We start from the raw sequence: 17,171 nt of genomic DNA on the forward strand, positions 1-17,171 counted from the left end.
TCAACTCAGGAGATCTCCATCGGTAGCTGGGATACCGGCCCGTTCCACAACGACGCCGCCGTCGGCACCGCCGAACGCTTCGACAGCCTCTCCGACAGCGAGCTACCGCCGTGGCTCCACCGCCTCTTCGACGTCGCGGTCGCCATGCCGGAGGGCCCGCTCGACCCCGACATGGCGCAGGAGGTCGTCGCCGCCGCGGCTGTCATCGCCTCGCAGTGCCCAGGCGGAGACGACGTCAACCTCAACAGCGGCCCGCGCGAGCCGGTCCCGCCTCTGCCAACGGACCTCCGACCGAAGGCTTCCGCAGCCCTCGACCGCGTCCTCGCCCACGCCGACGCCGAGGTGAACCGCTGGTACGTCCGGGAGCGAGGCGAACAGTGGCTAGCCAACGTGCAACGGATCAGCGCCATCCTGGCGGACCCGGCCTCCGACCCGGAGCCTGCGGTGCCCGGGCCGCAGCTGCGAGTGTTCGCCGGCCAGCAGCTCCTCCGGGACAGGTTCGGCGTCGAGGATGCCTTGGACCTGCCCGCCCGGCATCCCAAGGGGTCACCGGCGCACGCTCTGGCCGATCTGCTGGAGCGCCAGTCGTACGAGGTGGACACCCTCGACCGGGAACTGCGCGCGACGGCCTCCCGGGCGGGCGAGACGCTGGCCCAGGTTGCCGAGGGCAAGCACGGAGCTGTCCAGACGAACGGCGTGCTGCGCTTCACCGGCGTCGAACTGGAGACGCTCGGGGCCCGCTTCGCTCAAGCCAGCCGTGACCTGCAGGGACTGGCCAACGGGTATCAGCACGCCGTCAACGCCGGAACGGACCAGGCCGTTGCCCCGCGGTCGGCAGCGGCACGCACCCAGACCACCCCCCGCACCGTCGAAGCGGGCCTGTCTCCAGCAGCAGCCGCACCCCCGACTCCTCCAACCCTCCGCACCGCCCGTGAAGACTCCTCCGCGTCCACCCCCGCCACCCACCAGATGTCAGTCGCCCGCGCCCTGGACGCCCTCGCCCCGCACGGTACCGTCCGCGTGCTCATGGCCGTCCGACTCAGCGAACCCTCCGCCGAGGGTCTGAAAGCCCTGCGGATCACAGCCGCCGACCCCCTCGTCGGTCTGCATCCCGCTGACGTCGCGGAACATCACCGCGCCATGGAGCGCCAAGGGTTGCTCCGCACCACCTCCGCCGGTTTGGAGACCACGACAGCAGCGAGGGAACTGTGGCCGGTGTTCCTCGCCGCCGCCGGCTGGACCGCGAAGCACCGGAACTTCTGGGTCTGCGAGGAGCCCATCGAGTGTGCCGTCGAGGAGGCTCTGCGCATCGGCGCACAGCCGCTCACCGCGCCGGTCCTGGACCGGCTGCGTGCCGGACCGGCCACCGAGGACGACCTCGCAGGCCCGATGACGGCCGCAGCCCGCGCCCAACTGCCCGACCAGCTCACCGCCCTCGCCCGGCAGGACCTGCTGCAGCGCCGGCCGGATGGCGCCCTGCAGGCCACCGCGGCCGGCATCCAGCTCGCCGAGGTCCACGACGCCCTCGCCGACTGGTACGCGCAGCACCTGGCCCCCGCGGCGCACGCGGACCACCCCCACCCGAACCGCCGGACGAGCGCGCTCGCCGGCTCGGTGCGGTCGACCGGCGAGGAGCCCCCGGCCCGGCCTCCGACCGCCGGGCCCGCCCCCGGCGCCCCCTCCCACCGCCGCTGACGCAAGAAGGACACTGCCCATCACCACCCGTCAAACCCTCGAAGAGACCCGCTTCGACGTCGATGGCCTCCGACCGGCCACCGCCGACGACGAGTCGAGGCTCGACCATCTCTGCCTCAGCCTGGACATGTACACCTCGCTGGCGGTCCAGCACACAACGAACCCGCACACCGAGCTCCTCACCGACAGCTTTCACGTCGTGCACGACGGCACCATGACCTGGCACGACGTCCCCGGCCTGGCCCAGTACGCGGCCATCCACGTCGAGCGCGACCGCGCGGAGAGCACGTACCGCTTCGAGTACAGCCGGCACCCCATAGCCGCTCTCGCGCAGAACTGGCTGGTGGGCCGCGGCGCCGATCCGGCCCAGCTCACCGTGGACGTCGAGGACCCCATGTGCACCGACCAGGCCACCCGGGACCTGGAGGACTTCCTGGCCTCCTCGGGAGACCGCTTCCGGCTCGTGGACGACCACACGTACGACAGCCCGGACTTCTACAAGACGTGGATCATCGCCTCCGACAACCGGCCCGATCCGGGCCAGCAGCCCGTCCGCGTCTTCTACGAGGATGTCGACACGGCGACGCACTCGTACACCCTGCGCCAGGGCGGCTTCGCCACCGTCGAAGCCGCCCGGAGCTGGGTCGACCGGCTGGGGCACCCGGACAATCCGCTGCCACCGCTGACCGCCGCCCCCAGCGCCCGCGCCGCCGGCGCGGGCGCGCACAGCTCCGTCGCGGTCACCTTCTCCGCTCCGGACCCTGCGCAGGCACCCGCTATGCCGGAGGGCAGCCCCACCCGACCGCAGCGCCGCTGACGCCCATCGCCTCCTGGAAGGACCGCGTATCACCTCGCCCGACAGCACCCAGTCACCGGCCGCCGCCGGGCCGCAGCGGCGACCGCGCACGACAGAGCGCCGCAGCGTGCAGACCACGGTGCGGTTCACCCCCGCCGCCATCGCCGCCATCAGCGAGCGCGCAGCCGCCGAGCGCCTCACGATCGCCGGGTTCATCGGCACCGCCGCCCTGGCCGCCGCGCAGTGTGGCGATCCGCTCCACCGGCCCGACCGCGATCCGCGGCGCCCGCTCGCCGAGGCCCTCGACCGCATGGCCGGCGAGCTGAACGCCGCCGTCGCCGCCGTCCGCAACTCGGGCGACGGCCCCGGACGGGAGGCCGCGCTCGCCGCACTGCCGGCCGTCGCCGAGCAGACGTACACCGTCCTGGACGCCGTGCTGGAGGTGTCGTGATCCCCGACGTCTCCCGGGGCAACGGCATCCGCCCGCTGCTGGCCTACCTGTTCGGCCCGGGTCGGCGCGAGGAGCACGCGGATCCGCATCTGGTCGCCGCGTGGGACCTGCACGGAGCGCCCGACCCGGGACGCCACCCGGGCGCGAGCGTCGGCCGGCTCGCGGGCCGCCTGGACCAGTACGCCCAGTTGCGCGCCGCCGAGTTGGGGGCGATGCCGCCGAACCGGGTGTGGCACTGCTCCGTCCGCGCCGCACCGGAGGACCCCACCCTCAGCGACGAGCAGTGGGCGCAAGTGGCCCACCGCGTCGCCCGTGCCACCGGCCTCGCATCGCAGGAGGGCTCCGGCTGCCGGTGGGTGGCGGTCCGCCACGCCGTCCACCACATTCACATCGCCGCCGTCACCGTGCTGCCCTCCGGCGCCCGGCCCGGCATGCACCGCGACGCGATGCGGGCGCAGGCCGAATGCCGGGCCATCGAGGCCGAGTGGGGACTTCGCCCCGTCGGGCTCGGCGAGCGGACCAGCACGAGCTACCCGACTAGCGCCGAGATCATCAAGGCGGAGCGGCACGGTTGGAGCGAGCCCTCCCGCGTGTGGCTGCAGCAGCAGATGCACGTGGCGCTGACCGAGGCGGCCGACCTCGACGGCTACTTCGCCGCGCTGGCCGAGCGCGGGGTCATCGTCCGAGTCCGGCGCGGCGAGGACGGTGCCGCCGTCGGCTACAGCCTCGCCCGCCCCGGTGACGTCGGCGCCGGAGGGCAGGCCGTCCACTTCTCCGCCGGTCGGCTCGACTCCGCGATGAGCCTGCCCCGCGTCCTGCACCACCTGTCCACGAAGAAGTCCGCCGAAGGAGCCTGATCATGACCAGCTCTCAGCACACCCTCAGCCCCCTGGCGGACTTCGCGCACGCTCTGGCCGAGCGGCTCCCGGACCGGTGGGAGGCCACCGAGCTGGACCTGCGCGACGACGCCGACCTTCGCCACCACTTCTACTACCGCGTGTGGGACCGCCGCCGTGCCCAGGAGCTCGGGCTGGACCACGACACCATGGCGGAGAGCGCCGTGCTCGAAGGCCCCGACGGGCGCCGGCTCCTGGTGCTGCCCGCCGCCGAAGCGGGCCGGTTCCTGATCTGCCCCCTCATCGCCTTCGACGTGCCCGTGTACAACAGCATCTCCCCGCTCAGCTCCGTCGTCGTTCCCGCCGACCCGACCACGGCCGCCGAGGAACTCGCCGGCTCGCTGCTGCCCGTCTACGAGAGCGAACTGCGGACCCGGCTCGACCATGTCGTCGGCGTCCTGGATGCCACCGAGGCGAGCATCGCCGCGTGCCTGGCCGCCGAGGCCGAGCACTCCGACGACCCCGAACTCGCCGAGGAGCTGTACGAGATGAGGGGGGTGCGCTGGCTGTCCCACCCAGAGGACACCGACCTGCTGCGCTGTGCCGCCGAAGATGTACTCGCTGCTCTGGGCCTGCTGCTGGGCCACCGCGGACCGCTGTCCGAGGCCCTGGTCGGCGTCACCACCCACGTCCGGATCTACTGCGAGGTGAACGACAGCTGCGAGGCGCTGATCGAGGCCGAGGCAGTCGGCCGGATCCTCACCGCCGCCGGTCTGGCCGACACCAGCAGCGGCATCTTCGATCCCGCGATCAAGGCGAAGATCGCCACAATCGACGCCCTCCCGATCGAGCGGCAGCGGGCCCTGGTACGGGCCGCCGCCGCGACCTACACCCGGCGAACCCACGTCGGCTGACCTGATCAGAAAGACCGCCTGTTGTACATCGCCTCCTTCCACGACGCCCGCGACGAACTGGACCTCGACGAGTTCGAGGCGATCGACGCCGAGTCGGCCCGGACCATCAACCGGCTGTTCGACTTCGAGAGTTCGCTGTGGATCATCGCGAAGCAGTGGGCGTCGGACACCGTGCGACGCCCAGGGGCACGGTTGCACGACTACTTCCTCTTGCTCGACTCGTATGCCGCCTACAACGAGCGTGCCGGGGCGCCGCAGATCGTCGCCGCCCACTTCGACCGCGACCCGAACGCCCGCACGGTCCGGGCCTCCATGACGTCGCACGCGCTGATCCCGCTCGCGCAGAACTGGCTCGTTGGCCGAGGGGCGGATCCCAGCATGGTCTTGGAGCCGGACGGCTGGAGCGATCCGCTGGATGCCGAGACCGAACAGCTGGAGGATCTCCTGCGCGGCAGCGGCGAGCGGTTCGAGATCCACGACACCTTCAGCCGCCACGAACCGCCGTACGAGACCTGGGTGATCGCCACCGACACTCAGCAGCCTCCCGGCCCGGCGGAGGTCTACTTCTGGCGGACGCCCGACGAGAAGAGCCCCGCCTACACGGTCCGCCGCGGCCGGTTCGACAGCCTGGACGCCGCGTACGAGTGGACCCAGGACACCTCCGCGCCCCTTCCAGCGTCCCCCCGCGCCCAAGCCGCCCGGCTTCGCGTCGCCCCGGTCCAGCCCTCACCCGCACACGCCCCGGAACCGCCGCCGACCACGCCCAACACCCGCCGCCCCCACGGCCGCTGACACCGCCCCCACCCCGCTCATGGAGCTCTGGCCCTTGCCCGACACCTACCTGCCGCACCACGACCCCGACACCGAGACCCTGGTCCGCCCCCGCTACCTCGCCGGCCCCGGAGACCGGGAGGCCGTCGACACCGCCTTCGCACCCCTGCGCGGGTCACGGTGGCGAGTCACGGCCCTCGGCCCGTACCTCACCGAGGTGATCGCCACCAGCCCGTGCCACCGTGTCCGCGTCGGCTACCGCCCCGACCGGGATCAGGCATGGCAGGTCGCCGCGTCCCTGGACCCGTTCGCCGGCCCGGCCTGGCGCGGCGGATTCAGCCGGGCCACCCCGCCGGAGATCGTCGAGGCGTTCCTCGGCCAGCTGGCCGACTCCCTGCAGTACGACGCGGTCAGCGCCACCACGGGCACCTTCGTGTCGCTGGAGGGCACGCTCGCCGACGCCAACGAGGCCCACAGCGAGGCGGGTTGGCCAACGGTCTGCGCCGACGGCCGCTGGCTGACCACATCGGGCGACGGCGAGGTCGAGTACGAGGTCGGCCCGCTCGTCGATCCGGCCGTCGAGCTGGCATCCGAGGTGCAGAGCGGCTTCACCTGGCGCGTCGCCTCGGGCGACCCGGGCGTGGGCTGGACCGCGGGTTTCAGCTCGTGCACACCGCTGCACCTGATCGCGGCCGTGAACGGCGCCATCGCCGACAGCGGCCCGCTCGTCCGAACCAGCGACGACCTGCCACAGTGGGTGGTCGCCCGCGCCCTCGCCGAGCAGGCCGAGATCGACCGGCGCGAGGCCGAGGCCCGCGCAGCGCTGCCGACCGCGGCCGAACTCCTCGCCGACAGGAACGGCCTGGAGCCCCCGGTGGCCGTCAGCCCGCTGTACCTGGCCGGGCCCGGCCCCGTCGAGCGGGCGGTGGCAGCCCTGACCAGCGAGGCGGGCTGGAGGTCCGTGGCCGTCCAGAGCGGCCAACTGTGGGAGAGCAACTGCCGGACCGTTCACGTCGCGCACTTTCCCACATGGCCCCGGGAGAACTGGCGGATCACCGTGCTAGACGACCCGCTGGGCATGCCGAAGTGGAGGGCGACCTTCAGCGGCAACACGCCGGCCGAGGTCCTCGGCGAGGTGACCCGGCTCCTCGCCGATACCGCGGCCGGCAACGCCCGGCCAGCCGACGACCCCGAGTACATCTCGCCCTTCGAGCTGGATGAGCACGATTGGACGCGCCATACCGTCCACGTGTGGACCACGTTCAGCGCGCCGGATGCAGGGATCAGGCTCCAGCACAACTCTGGCGAGTTCGGGCACTACGAGGAGCTGGGGCGCCAGGTCCCTCCCTCCTGGATACTCTCCGCGGGCCTCGACGACCGGTTCTCCGCCTGGTCCGCGGACTTCACCAGCGGCACACCGCCGTACCTGGTCACGGCCGCAGCCCTGACCGCCCTCGACCCGGCCCCGGTACTCCGGACCCGCCGGTCGCTGCCCGAAGCGCACCTTCCGTACCTGCAGGTCGTCGCGGCGGGCACCGGCCGCTCCAGCGCCGCCCGCTCGGGTACCGCCCCGGCCTCCCGCGGTCCCTCGCCCGATCCGGCCGGAGCGCCGCGGCCTGCGGTCGCGGACCGGGGACGGCTGCGGTGAGGGACGACCACGCCCTGGAGGCGTTCACCGAAGCGGTGGCCCGCCGACTCCCCGGCACCTGGCGGCCGAGGCTCGCGGACGTGAGCGAGTCGGCAGCGCTGACCGAGGTGTACGAGCAGCTCTGGGACCTCGGGATCACCCAGTGGGCCCTGCTGGAGTTCGTCACCGACCGTCTCGGGATGATGCATGCCGGCCAGGGCCGGGAGCTGGTCGTCCTCCCGCGCCCGCTCCACCCGGGCCGCTACCTGACCGCGCCCCTGGTCCCGACCGACACCGACCCCGGCGCGGTGCAGGACCTGACACCGTTCGGCGTAACCGTCGACGGATCACCGGGCCGGGCGGCCGAGACGGTCCGCCGTCGGCTCCTGCCCCGCCTCGACTACGCACTGCTGCTGGCCGAGGAACGCGGGGGCTATCCCGGGCCGCCTGCCGACGGCGGGCACCGCCGGGTCCGCGTGGCCACCGCCCGTACGAGCCTGCCCACCGGCACCGCACCGGTCGTCGTCTACTCCGCCGGGCCCCTGCGCCCAGCCACCCCGCTTTCGGGCCGAGGCCGAGTCCCGGCCCCCTGACCGAACGAGATTTGTGCCCACAGCTTTCTCCGTCTCCACCGACCCGCTCCTCGCCGTCCGCCCCGTCCACCTCGCCGGGCCCGGCGAGGTGGACCTGCCGTCCCTCCTCACCGCGGACCACGGCTGGTTCCGCCCCTACAACTCGCCCACCCATGTCGTCCTCGTGAGCGACACCAACGGCATCGCCCTGTCCAACCGACCAGGTCCGATGCCGCTGGCCCTGAGCGGGATCGGCTGGTCAGTCGCCTTCTGCCACCAGGTGCCGGCCGAGATCACCCAGTCCCTGCTCGACGAGGCCGCCACCGGCCTCCACAAGCACCCGAACCTCTTCACCGGCACCGGCCGCCTCGCCGGCCACCACGCCCGCGCGGCGCTGCTCGCGGCCGGCTGGTCCGGACACCACCGGGACGGCTACGAGCTGGTCTCCGCACCGGACCGCCGCGCTGCCCTCTCCTTCCCACTGGAGGCCCCCGGCAGCGAGGTGATGCTGACCGGCGCCGCCGAGACCGGCACCTGGACCGTCCGGTTCACCGCAACGGCCCCTGAGCCGCTGCTGACCGCTGCCTCCCTCGCCCTCCTGGGTCCGGCCGTCCGCCGGGCGGACCAGCTGCCGGCCCGGCACCGGAACCTGCTGACCACCTGGCCCCTGACCGAACGACTGCCGCACGCCGGCCGATCCGGTGCCGCCCGAGCCCGCAGCGAAGGTGTCCGGCCGGTGCCCGCCGCGCAGCAGTCCGCCGGTCCGCCGCGCGCCGTCAGTGCCGCATCCGCATCCGCCGTGCGGCGCCGCCCGTCCTGACCTCCCCCTGCGCTGCTGGAGACACCCTGAGCACCCCCGCCCCCGTCCCCGACGACCTGGTCGCCGTCCGCCCGCTGGAACTCGCCGGCCCCGGCACCGCGCCGTTCGACCTCCTGCACCACCTCACCTCCCGGTACCAGTGGCACATCGCCGCCGACGGCGAGAACCCCCAGCTGGAGAGCCCGTGCCGCCGGCTCCGCCTGCAACACGGAAATTTCCTGTCCGGCAACCTCCCGCTGGACGACAACTGGATGCTCACGGCGCGGAAGACACCGGAATCCGAGTGGCTGTGGTGGGCGTGCTTCAGCCCCCAGACACCGCACGAACTCACGTACGGCGTCGTCCTGGAGACCGCCCGGCGCCTGGGCTCCGACCCCGGCAGCGTCCTGACCCGCCGCGCCGTCGCGGACGACGCGGCCGACCTGCTCGCCGCTGCCGGCTGGCTGGAGACGGAGCACCCCCTTCCCGGCGTCCGGATGATCACCCCCACCGGCAACACCGGCGCCGCCCACACCTTCCAGCTCCCTGAGCGGGCCCTGTCGTTCAGCATGAGCAACACCAGTTCCGAGCTGGCCTGGTCGATCTCGATGTCGCCCCGGACACCGGAGGTGCTCCTGCGCGTCGCGGCGACGGCCCTGGTCGAGGACTCGGCGGTGCGCCTACGCAGCGAGATCCCCGCCCACCACGCCGAGCGGGTATCGACCGCACCGGCGCACTCGGCAGCCCCGCCGCGCTGGACACGTCTGCCGCCCGGCTTCAGCGCCGAGGAGGCGCTCGTGCCGGCTGGCCCGGACGGGGCCACAGCCGAACAGCCCAGCACACCGCCGGCGTTGGTCGCAGTCGCCCCTCGCCACTACGCCGGTCCCAGCGCCGATGCCGTCCAGCGGCTTCGGCACCGCCTCGAGGCCGAGGGCTGGGTCCGCAGCGAGGGCATCCTCACCAGCGCGTGCGGCCGGCTCGGGGTCGCCTGGCCCACCGAGTCGGACAAGCCGCGCGGTTGGGGACGCGAGAGGTCGTACGAGCCCTGGCGGGTCTGGGGCACCCAGCACCGCGGCGCGGGCGTCGCCTGGCGGGTCACCGGCTGGCGCCTGGTGCCCCACGAGGTGATCGATGGTCTGATCGGCGAGGCGACGGTCATGCTGGAGGAAGCCGACAAGGCCGGCCGGGCACCGTTCGACGCGGGTGTCCTGGCCCTCGGCTTCCTGCCGCTGGCCGCCGCGGGCTGGAGCAGCGAGGTCACGCCCAAGGGCGCCGCCACCTTCCACTCACCCGACGAACTCCTCAGCGCCCGCTGCGGACCGCCCGACGCCCTGTATGAACTCCGTGGCCGACCGGCCGCCCGCATCTCCTGCCACCGGCCGCTCGGCTTCTGGGAAATCGAGATCAGCGCGAACACCCCCTCCCGGCTGGCCGCCGCGCTGTGTCGCGACGTCGCCGACCCCAGGCCCCTGATCCGCAATTCCGATCACCTGCACCTGGACCACGTCGACCGCGAGGTCGCCGTCGTCACCCCGGTCACCGCACAGTCCCTCAGCGCCTCGACCGGACGGCGGGCCGCCGCCGTCACCCGCTCGCTGCCGGCCCCGTCCACCCCGAGCGCCACCACGCCCACCAGCCCCCTGGCCAGCGCCCTCGCGGCGACCGCGCGCGCCCCTCGGCGATAACCCCCGCCGCCCCCGCCTGTCACGAACACCACCCCGCTCCTCCAACCGCCCCTGCTGCTCCTGGAGACCCACCTGCCCACCGACACCGACGAACTGGTCGCCGTCCGCCCCCTGGCACTGGCCGGCACCGGCACCGCGCCCGGAGACCTGGGCGACCACCTCATCTCGGCATACGGGTGGGAGCACGATCCGGACAGCACCACCGAGGAGCCCCTGCTCGTCAGCCCCTGCCGCCGCATGGAACTGGAGCGAGGCGACTTCCACCTTGGCCGCTCCCTCCTCGCAGACCACTGGAAGCTCTCCGCCTACGACAGCGCAGCCTCGGACGCCACGGAGCTCTGGTGTGCCTGGTTCGGCCCCCAAACGCCCTACGAGCTCACCCATGGCCTCGTCCTGGACGCCGCCGGTCGCCTCGACACCGACCCGGCCACCGTCCTGACCACCCGACGCGCCGGCGACGACGTGGAGCGGATCCTCACCGGCGCCGGATGGACGGTCGACCGCGGGCCCTGGCGCACCTTCATCCACTCGCCGGCCGGTGAGACCGCCGTTCAGCACCAGCCGGAGCTACCCGAGCGCACCCTCGCCTTCTCCATGAACAACACCAGCTCCGAGCTGGCGTGGAGGGTCGTCGCCTCACCGTGGGCCCCCGAGGCGCTCCTGCGCACGGCGGCGGTGATGCTGTCCTCGAACACCGCGCTTCGCCGCCGCAGCGAGGTTCCCGACCACCACTTGGCGCGGGTCACCCTCGAACCGGCAGCCCTCGCCGCCCTTCCGCGATGGCGCCCCCAACTAGCTGCCCCGACCGACCTGGAGACCCCTCTGCCCGCCGCTCCCGACCCGACCGACACCGTCCCGGCCACCCGCACCGCTCCCGGGTCGGAGCTGGTCACCGTAACCCCCCGCCACTACGCCGGGCCCGGCCGTGGCGGTGCCGAACAGATCAAGGACCATCTCGTCTCCCAGGGCTGGACGTTGGGCACCAACTCGATGACCAGCCCGTGCGGCAGGCTCGGCGTCGCCTGGCCCGACGGCACCGACACCCCGACGCGGCAGAGCGCCGCCTGGCGGGTCTGGGGCGCCCAGCACCGGGGAGCGAGCGTCGCCTGGCGCATCACCAGCGGCGACCTGGCTCCGCCCGAGCTGATCGCCGGCGTAGTCGACGAGGCACTCGCCATGCTGGACGAAGCCGGGCCGGACTCCCGCGCCCCCTTCCAGGCCGGAGTCCTGGCCCTCGGTTTCCTGCCCCTTGCCGAGGCGGGGTGGCAGAGCACCGTCGAGCCCCGCGGCTCCGTCTCCTTCCGCTCGCCCGACGGCTACGTCAACGTCCACTGCGACGTCCCGAGTGCCCTCCACGACCTGCGCGGAAAGCCCGCCGCCCGGATCAGCTGCTACCGGGCCCGCGGGTACTGGATGGCGGAGATCAGCGCGAACACCCCCTCTCGCCTCGCCGCCGCACTCTGCCGCGACCTCGCCTCCCCGGAGCCCCTGCTGCGCAGCACCACCGGCCTCCACCTTGACGCGACCGACCGGAAGGTCGCCGTCGTCACCCCGGTGAGTGCCGAGGCCCTCACTGCTCCGGCCCAACGGCGCACTGCGGCCCTCGCCCATGGCACCCAGCTGCCCCGCTCGAGTGCGGAGCCCGGCACCGCCGCCACCACAAGCACCCTGGTCAACGCCCCCGCCCCCAGCCAGCGGCGCTGAACTCATCACTCAGAGACGACCATGACCGACTCCCCGCAACCCGCACTCCTGGACAGCCGCCGCCTGCTGAACGCCGCCTACGAGGGCCTGGGCAGCGCCCCGGTCGCCGACCTGCTGGTCGCCGCGAGCCGGACGCTGGAGCCGTCCAGGGGCTGCTTGGCCCTCGCCGACGCCAGCTTCCGCCTCGCCCAGCAGGTGTACCCGCGTCCGCAGAACCCGCTGGACCCCGCCATGCTGACCGCCTTGGCCAATGCCGACACTCTCCCGGGCACCGCGCGGCTGGCATGCTTCTGGCGGGCCCTCGCCACGACCGCCGGCCCCAACGAATTGGTCATCGAGCTACCGGAGTTGCCCGCCCCCACCCTCGGCCCGCAGCAGCTGGCAGTCGCCTGGCTGCACAACGGACACCTCTTCTCCCGCTTGGGGGCCGCGTCGTACACGGCCCTTGAGGTGGCCCTCATGGCCGCCATCGACAACGAGGCCACCCTGCCGCGGGCCCTCGCCAACCTGGGACCGACGGTCTGCGGCATCGTGCCCGAGGGCCCGAACCTGCCGACGGCGTGGTCCGCCACGATCGAGGCGACCGCCCGCCATGCCGTCGCCGCCGCGTACGGGCTGCCCCGCGAGGCCGGCCTGCTGGACGCACGCATCCCCGAGATCCTGGCCGACGCCGCCCGGGCACCCCAGCGGATCCAGGCCGAGCTGCTGGAGGACGCCGCCAGCGCGTTCCGCTACGCGAGCGACGAGCTGTTCACCACCCCGGCGGAGAGCCGCCGCGCGGACGCGGCTCGTACGCGCACCACGACCAGGCGCTCACGGGCAGCCCCGCAGCCGGCCCCGGGTGCACCGCGGACGCTGCCGCAGCAGCGCCGGGCCCGCTGACCGTCGAACCCCCGGAACACGGCCGGCACCGGCCGCCCAAGCCCTCCAAGTCCCGAACCGACCACCATGGAGAAGCCCTGACCTCGCATCCTCTCGACTCCGCCCAGGGGCCCTCGCCCGTCCACGAGGCGGGGGCGCCCGCAGAGCGCACAGCCCAGCAGTTCATACCGATCCGGCGCACCGCCACCGGCGAGATCACCACCACCGGCTTCAACGCCGCCGCGCTGCGGGTCCTGATCGGGGCCGGCTTCGAGGAGGCTCCTGGCTGCTCCTGCCCAGAGACGGACCCCGGCGCGGACCGGACGCTCGGGCCTGCTCGGCAGCCAGCGGACTGCTCGCCGCCGACTACCCCGTGCGCCTGGCCCAAGCACTCGGCCGGCCGCTGAGCGTCGTCGGTACGCCCCTGCCGGGCGCACGCGTACAGACCCGCGACAAGACCTCCCACACCGAGGCCGCCCGAACCAGCCGGGGCCTGGGTGAACTGGCCCCGACAGACCCTGTGAGCGGACCGGCCTCGCCCTCCCGGTCCCGGTGATCGTCCCGCCTCTGATCCGCTCCGCGAGCGGCCCCGCCATCCCAGCACGTTGCCAACCCAGCCCGCCCGCGAACCCGTTGGAGGTTCCTCGCTTTGACCACGCCCGCACCGCCCGTCAAGCCGGCACACGCCAAGCCCGGCGAACTGAGGGCCAAGGTCGCCAAGTTGCTGGCCGACCGGCCGACGGACCCGCTCACCATCGGCGAGATCTCCAAGACGTTGGGGCACTCCCACGGTGCTGTCCAGCAGGCGGTCAACACGCTGGTTCAGCGCGGCGAGGCCGACCAGCTCGGCTCCGGAAGGCAGTTCCGCGCGAACGGGAAGACGGCCTTCGCCGCAGCGGTCGTGGTGATCAGTCCACCGGGCACCCACTCTCCCCGGGCCCAGGCGGCCACGGCCCGCACGGCCACGGCCACACCGAAGACGCCCAAGCAGGTCGGTCCGATCCGCCGCGCGGGCGGCCAGCTCTACCACCCCCGGGAGCTGGCCTCCCTGCCCGACGTCGAGGCGCTGGCGCGACTGCGTGCCGCCGACGTGCCGGTACTGCTCTACGGCCCCCCGGGCACCGGCAAGACGAGTTTGGTCGAGGCTGCTTTCCCCGATCTGATCACCGTCGCCGGCGATGGCGACACCACGGTCGGCGACCTGATCGGCGACTACACGCTGGACGACAGCGGGGGCTACGTCTGGCAGTACGGTCCGCTGGTCACCGCGATGACCGAGGGCCGCGCCCTTCTGATCGACGACGCCACACTGATCTCGCCGAAGGTCTTGTCGGCGATGTATCCGGCGATGGACGGGCGCCGCCAGATCCAGGTCAAGGCCCACCGGGGCGAAACCATCACGGCCCAGCCCGGCTTCTTTGTGGTCGCGGGTCACAATCCCGGCGTCCACGGAGCGATCCTGACGGAGGCGCTGGCGTCCCGGTTCAGCGTGCAGATCCAGGTCGGGACGGATTATGACCTCGCCCAGGCGCTGCGGGTCGATGCCCGGGTGGTCCGCGTCGCCCGCCATCTCGCCGGTCAGGTCGAGCTGGGTGAGCTGGGCTGGGCCCCCCAGCTGCGAGAGCTGCTCAGCTTCCAGAAGACCGAGGCTGTCCTCGGCAGCCAGGCCGCGTGGGCGAACTTGGTCGGGATCGCTCCCCTGGAGGACCGCGACGCCGTCGCCACCGCTGTCAGCAAGGTCGCCGGTGTCAAGAACGTCAAGCCGCTCACCCTCGGCCGGCAGCTGCCCGCCGCCACCGCCCCGGCTGCTCAGCAGCCCACCGGACCCACGACCCGGGGCCGCCAGCGATGAGTGCCCATCACCACGTCCAGCCTCCCGCGACCACGCCCGATGACGACGCCGATCTCGCGCGCTGGGACGACGACGGTGCCCCGCCCGCGCAGCCCTCCTCCTCCCCTGCCGCGTGGCTGCGAGTGGGCGCCGAGTTGGGTGATCGGCTGGTCGCGCTGTCCGGCCGTCAGGATCTGCTCGTCACCTGCCGCCCCGGCACCCGCAGCGGCGCACCGGCCGCCTTCTACCCCCGTCTCGCGGAGATCGAGTTCGACTCCGGCCTGTTCGGCGTCCTCCGGCCCCACGAGATCCACCCGCGGATCGTGGGCGACGAGGAGCGCTATCCCGCCGCCTGGGGAGTCTTCGTCCACGAGGCCGCCCACGCCGCCCACTCCGTCTGGGAGCAGCCGGCCGACGCGGACCCCCGCGTCGTCGAGGCCGCGCTGCTGCTGGAGGAGAGCCGGGTCGAGGGCGCCCACCTGATCAGGCGACCCACTGACCGCAGGTACCTGCGAACCAGCGCCCGGACCCTGGTCATGCCCGACATCGCCAACCCCCGTGTCCAGGGCATCAGGCACGCCGCCGGCGTGGCTGCCCTGATCCTCGGCCGCCGGGATGTCGGCATCCTCGACGCCGGCGAGACCCGAGCCGTGGCCGAACTGTGCGAGAGGGTGCTTGGCGCCGAGCTGCTGGCCACCCTCACCGGCATCTGGACCGCGGCCCACCAGGTCGCCGACCACGACGACGCCACCATGCTCGCGCACGGCAAAGCGTGGTGCGACGCCCTGGACACCGTCTCCCCTTCCCTGCCCCTGCCGCCGGGGCTCACCGATCTGCTGTCCGACGCCGCGGGGGTCGTCATGGACAGCATGGACGCCAACGACGCCGCCGACGCCGCGGCGCAGGCCGCCACAACCGACGCCCTGGCCGCGCGGGCGGAGGCAAAGGCCCAGGGTCGCGCCCAGCAGGCCGGCCAGCGACGCAAGGCCGCCGCCACCGCGAGGTCCGTCTTCAACCCCAACGGCACCACCGTCAGCCCCAACGGCACACCGAGGCCCTCCGACAGCCCGGTCACCGGCACCCGCAAGCCCACCACCGCCGAACAGACCGCCGCCGCGCGCCTGAGCCGCGCACTGCGAGCTGCGGCCTTCCGCGAGCGCAGCGAGGAGAGGACCACCAGCCCCACCCCGCCCGGCCGCCTCAACGTCCGCCAGGCCCTGGCCCGCGACGCCCAGCGCGCGAGCGGGTCGGTGCTCACAGCAGAACCCTTCACCGCCATCCGCCGCCGCAACTCACCCACCCCACCGCTCCGGGTGGGCATCGCGGTGGACGTCTCCGGCTCCATGAGGGCCGCCTGCGGGCCCGTCGCGTCCGCTGCCTGGATCGTGGCCCGCGCGGCAGCCCTGACCGGCCCCGACTCCCGCACCGCCACCGTCGCGTACGACTACGACCTGACGGCGCTGACCCGCCCCACCCACCGGGCACCGGATCGAGTGACCCAGTTCGTCGCCAACGGCGCCAGCCACAACTTGGGCGACGCCCTCGACGCGCTCGACCACGGCCTCGACCTCAGCCACCCCGGCACCGGCCGCCTCCTCGTGGTCGTGACTGACGCCAAGTACACCCCGGACGAAACCGCCGAGGCGGTCACCCGCATCAACCGTCTCACCAACGCCGGCTGTGCCGTGCTCCAACTCACCCTCACCAAGGATTCCCTGCACCTGCCAGGGACTACCCTGCTCCACCTGACCCGGCCGGCCAGCGCCCCTGCCGCCATCGCCCAGGCGGCGACCGACGCCATCCGCAGGACACGGTGAGACGCCGGCCGGGCCGTGAACTCGGCGGTGCCGCCCCCGGCCCGGCGCTCGGCGCGGCGGCCGTGCCGCTCCGGCGGGCGTTGGCCGGGGGCGGCCTGGTGTTCGGTGGCCCGGTGCGGCTACCGGCGGTTGCTGGTGAAGGCGTGCGGGTCCGCGTCGGCGCGGCGAAGCTCGCCGATCTCCTCCAGGCGCAGGACGCACACCGCCAGGCGCATCGCTTCGCGGACCGTGGTGATCAGCCGGTTCGCGCCGAGTTCTTCCAGTCGGGCATGGGCGCCGGGGAGGGTGTGGAGCATGCGCCGGACGTCGTCGGTGTACTGGCCGGAGGCGGCGATGTCCTGTTCGGAGAGCAGGTCCCGCCATTCGAATCCGTCCGGGGCGGCGGCGTAGGAGCTGAGCTCCAGCCAGTCGGCCGACGTCGGTTCGGTGTCCAGGCTCAGAGCGTGGAGGCTCACGGGTTCGTCCTTCGCGGTGGGGTGTTCGAGGCAGCACGGTGTGCCGGGAGCCGGCGCGGTGGCCGCGAGCACGTGAGGTGCTGCGTGCCGGCCGTGCCGGCGGCCGGAATCGTTGGAATCCTCGGCCCCGTGGGGAGCCGCCACTCGCGGGGCCGAGGCCCTGCGGACGAACACACCCTAGCCGCCGACAGGGCGTCAGATCAGCGCGCCCGTCCAGTCCGCAGATCGCTCACGCCCCTTCGTGCCTGCAGAAGCTGGCGACGCGCGGCCCCGCCAAGGTGGCCTGCGCCGCCACGACCCAGCCGACCCTCCGGCTGGGTCTTCGGCGTGTTCGCCTGCGGCAGACAGCAACCCCTT

Annotated in this window: 15 protein-coding genes; 14 read left to right on the forward strand and 1 reads right to left on the reverse strand. The window is 73.4% G+C overall.

Annotated features, from left to right (window positions below):
* The first annotated feature begins 18 nt into the window (after positions 1–18).
* The 14 genes from AB0F71_RS02080 to AB0F71_RS02145 all read left to right on the forward strand — a co-directional run bounded on the left by AB0F71_RS02080 (position 19) and on the right by AB0F71_RS02145 (position 16,359).
* Positions 19–1,695, forward strand: a complete 1,677-nt coding sequence (locus AB0F71_RS02080; RefSeq protein WP_360227679.1) for a DUF4259 domain-containing protein — start codon at positions 19–21, stop codon at positions 1,693–1,695.
* A 127-nt stretch (positions 1,696–1,822) separates the two neighbouring features.
* The gene (locus AB0F71_RS02085; RefSeq protein WP_360226668.1) at positions 1,823–2,512 is read left to right on the forward strand and encodes a hypothetical protein; all 690 of its coding nucleotides are present in this window, start codon (positions 1,823–1,825) and stop codon (positions 2,510–2,512) included.
* Positions 2,513–2,618: 106 nt separating this feature from the next.
* Positions 2,619–2,942, forward strand: a complete 324-nt coding sequence (locus tag AB0F71_RS02090; RefSeq protein WP_360226671.1) for a hypothetical protein — start codon at positions 2,619–2,621, stop codon at positions 2,940–2,942.
* The gene (locus AB0F71_RS02095) at positions 2,939–3,799 is read left to right on the forward strand and encodes a hypothetical protein (protein ID WP_360226674.1); all 861 of its coding nucleotides are present in this window, start codon (positions 2,939–2,941) and stop codon (positions 3,797–3,799) included. Before AB0F71_RS02090 ends, AB0F71_RS02095 begins: the two co-directional genes overlap by 4 nt.
* 2 nt (positions 3,800–3,801) lie before the next feature.
* Positions 3,802–4,692: a hypothetical protein gene (locus AB0F71_RS02100; RefSeq protein ID WP_360226677.1), complete on the forward strand. Its 891-nt coding sequence runs from the start codon at positions 3,802–3,804 to the stop codon at positions 4,690–4,692.
* Between the two features lie 21 nt (positions 4,693–4,713).
* The gene (locus AB0F71_RS02105) at positions 4,714–5,484 is read left to right on the forward strand and encodes a hypothetical protein (protein WP_360226680.1); all 771 of its coding nucleotides are present in this window, start codon (positions 4,714–4,716) and stop codon (positions 5,482–5,484) included.
* A gap of 34 nt (positions 5,485–5,518) precedes the next feature.
* On the forward strand, positions 5,519–7,111 hold the full coding sequence (locus AB0F71_RS02110; protein WP_360226683.1) for a DUF317 domain-containing protein: 1,593 nt from the start codon (positions 5,519–5,521) through the stop codon (positions 7,109–7,111).
* Positions 7,108–7,683 carry a hypothetical protein gene (locus AB0F71_RS02115; protein WP_360226686.1) on the forward strand — a complete coding sequence of 192 codons (576 nt, stop codon included), beginning with the start codon at positions 7,108–7,110 and terminating at the stop codon, positions 7,681–7,683. The genes AB0F71_RS02110 and AB0F71_RS02115 overlap by 4 nt, the downstream gene beginning before the upstream one ends.
* 13 nt (positions 7,684–7,696) lie before the next feature.
* Positions 7,697–8,482: a hypothetical protein gene (locus AB0F71_RS02120; RefSeq protein ID WP_360226688.1), complete on the forward strand. Its 786-nt coding sequence runs from the start codon at positions 7,697–7,699 to the stop codon at positions 8,480–8,482.
* A 173-nt stretch (positions 8,483–8,655) separates the two neighbouring features.
* The gene (locus AB0F71_RS02125) at positions 8,656–10,146 is read left to right on the forward strand and encodes a DUF317 domain-containing protein (RefSeq protein ID WP_360227682.1); all 1,491 of its coding nucleotides are present in this window, start codon (positions 8,656–8,658) and stop codon (positions 10,144–10,146) included.
* A gap of 237 nt (positions 10,147–10,383) precedes the next feature.
* Positions 10,384–11,850: a DUF317 domain-containing protein gene (locus AB0F71_RS02130; protein WP_360226691.1), complete on the forward strand. Its 1,467-nt coding sequence runs from the start codon at positions 10,384–10,386 to the stop codon at positions 11,848–11,850.
* Positions 11,851–11,871: 21 nt separating this feature from the next.
* Complete coding sequence (locus AB0F71_RS02135) at positions 11,872–12,732, forward strand: hypothetical protein (RefSeq protein WP_360226694.1); 861 nt, start codon at positions 11,872–11,874, stop codon at positions 12,730–12,732.
* Positions 12,733–13,411: 679 nt separating this feature from the next.
* Positions 13,412–14,563: an AAA family ATPase gene (locus AB0F71_RS02140; RefSeq protein ID WP_360227685.1), complete on the forward strand. Its 1,152-nt coding sequence runs from the start codon at positions 13,412–13,414 to the stop codon at positions 14,561–14,563.
* Complete coding sequence (locus AB0F71_RS02145; RefSeq protein WP_360226697.1) at positions 14,560–16,359, forward strand: hypothetical protein; 1,800 nt, start codon at positions 14,560–14,562, stop codon at positions 16,357–16,359. Before AB0F71_RS02140 ends, AB0F71_RS02145 begins: the two co-directional genes overlap by 4 nt.
* Positions 16,360–16,478: 119 nt before the next feature.
* On the opposite strand, the gene AB0F71_RS02150 is transcribed toward AB0F71_RS02145, so the two are convergent.
* Entirely contained in the window at positions 16,479–16,814 is a 336-nt protein-coding gene (locus AB0F71_RS02150; protein ID WP_360226700.1) for a hypothetical protein, read from the reverse strand.
* Positions 16,815–17,171 lie beyond the last annotated feature (357 nt).

This window comes from Kitasatospora sp. NPDC028055, from assembly GCF_040637885.1.
GTDB lineage: Bacteria > Actinomycetota > Actinomycetes > Streptomycetales > Streptomycetaceae > Kitasatospora.

Bases quoted from the DNA above. Each gene is read 5' to 3' on its own strand.
- AB0F71_RS02130 (WP_360226691.1), top strand. From the start codon at position 10,384: ATGGAACTGGAGCGAGGCGACTTCCACCTTGGCCGCTCCCTCCTCGCA.
- AB0F71_RS02100 (WP_360226677.1), top strand. From the start codon at position 3,802: ATGACCAGCTCTCAGCACACCCTCAGCCCCCTGGCGGACTTCGCGCAC.
- AB0F71_RS02135 (WP_360226694.1), top strand. From the start codon at position 11,872: ATGACCGACTCCCCGCAACCCGCACTCCTGGACAGCCGCCGCCTGCTG.
- AB0F71_RS02145 (WP_360226697.1), top strand. From the start codon at position 14,560: ATGAGTGCCCATCACCACGTCCAGCCTCCCGCGACCACGCCCGATGAC.
- AB0F71_RS02085 (WP_360226668.1), top strand. From the start codon at position 1,823: ATGTACACCTCGCTGGCGGTCCAGCACACAACGAACCCGCACACCGAG.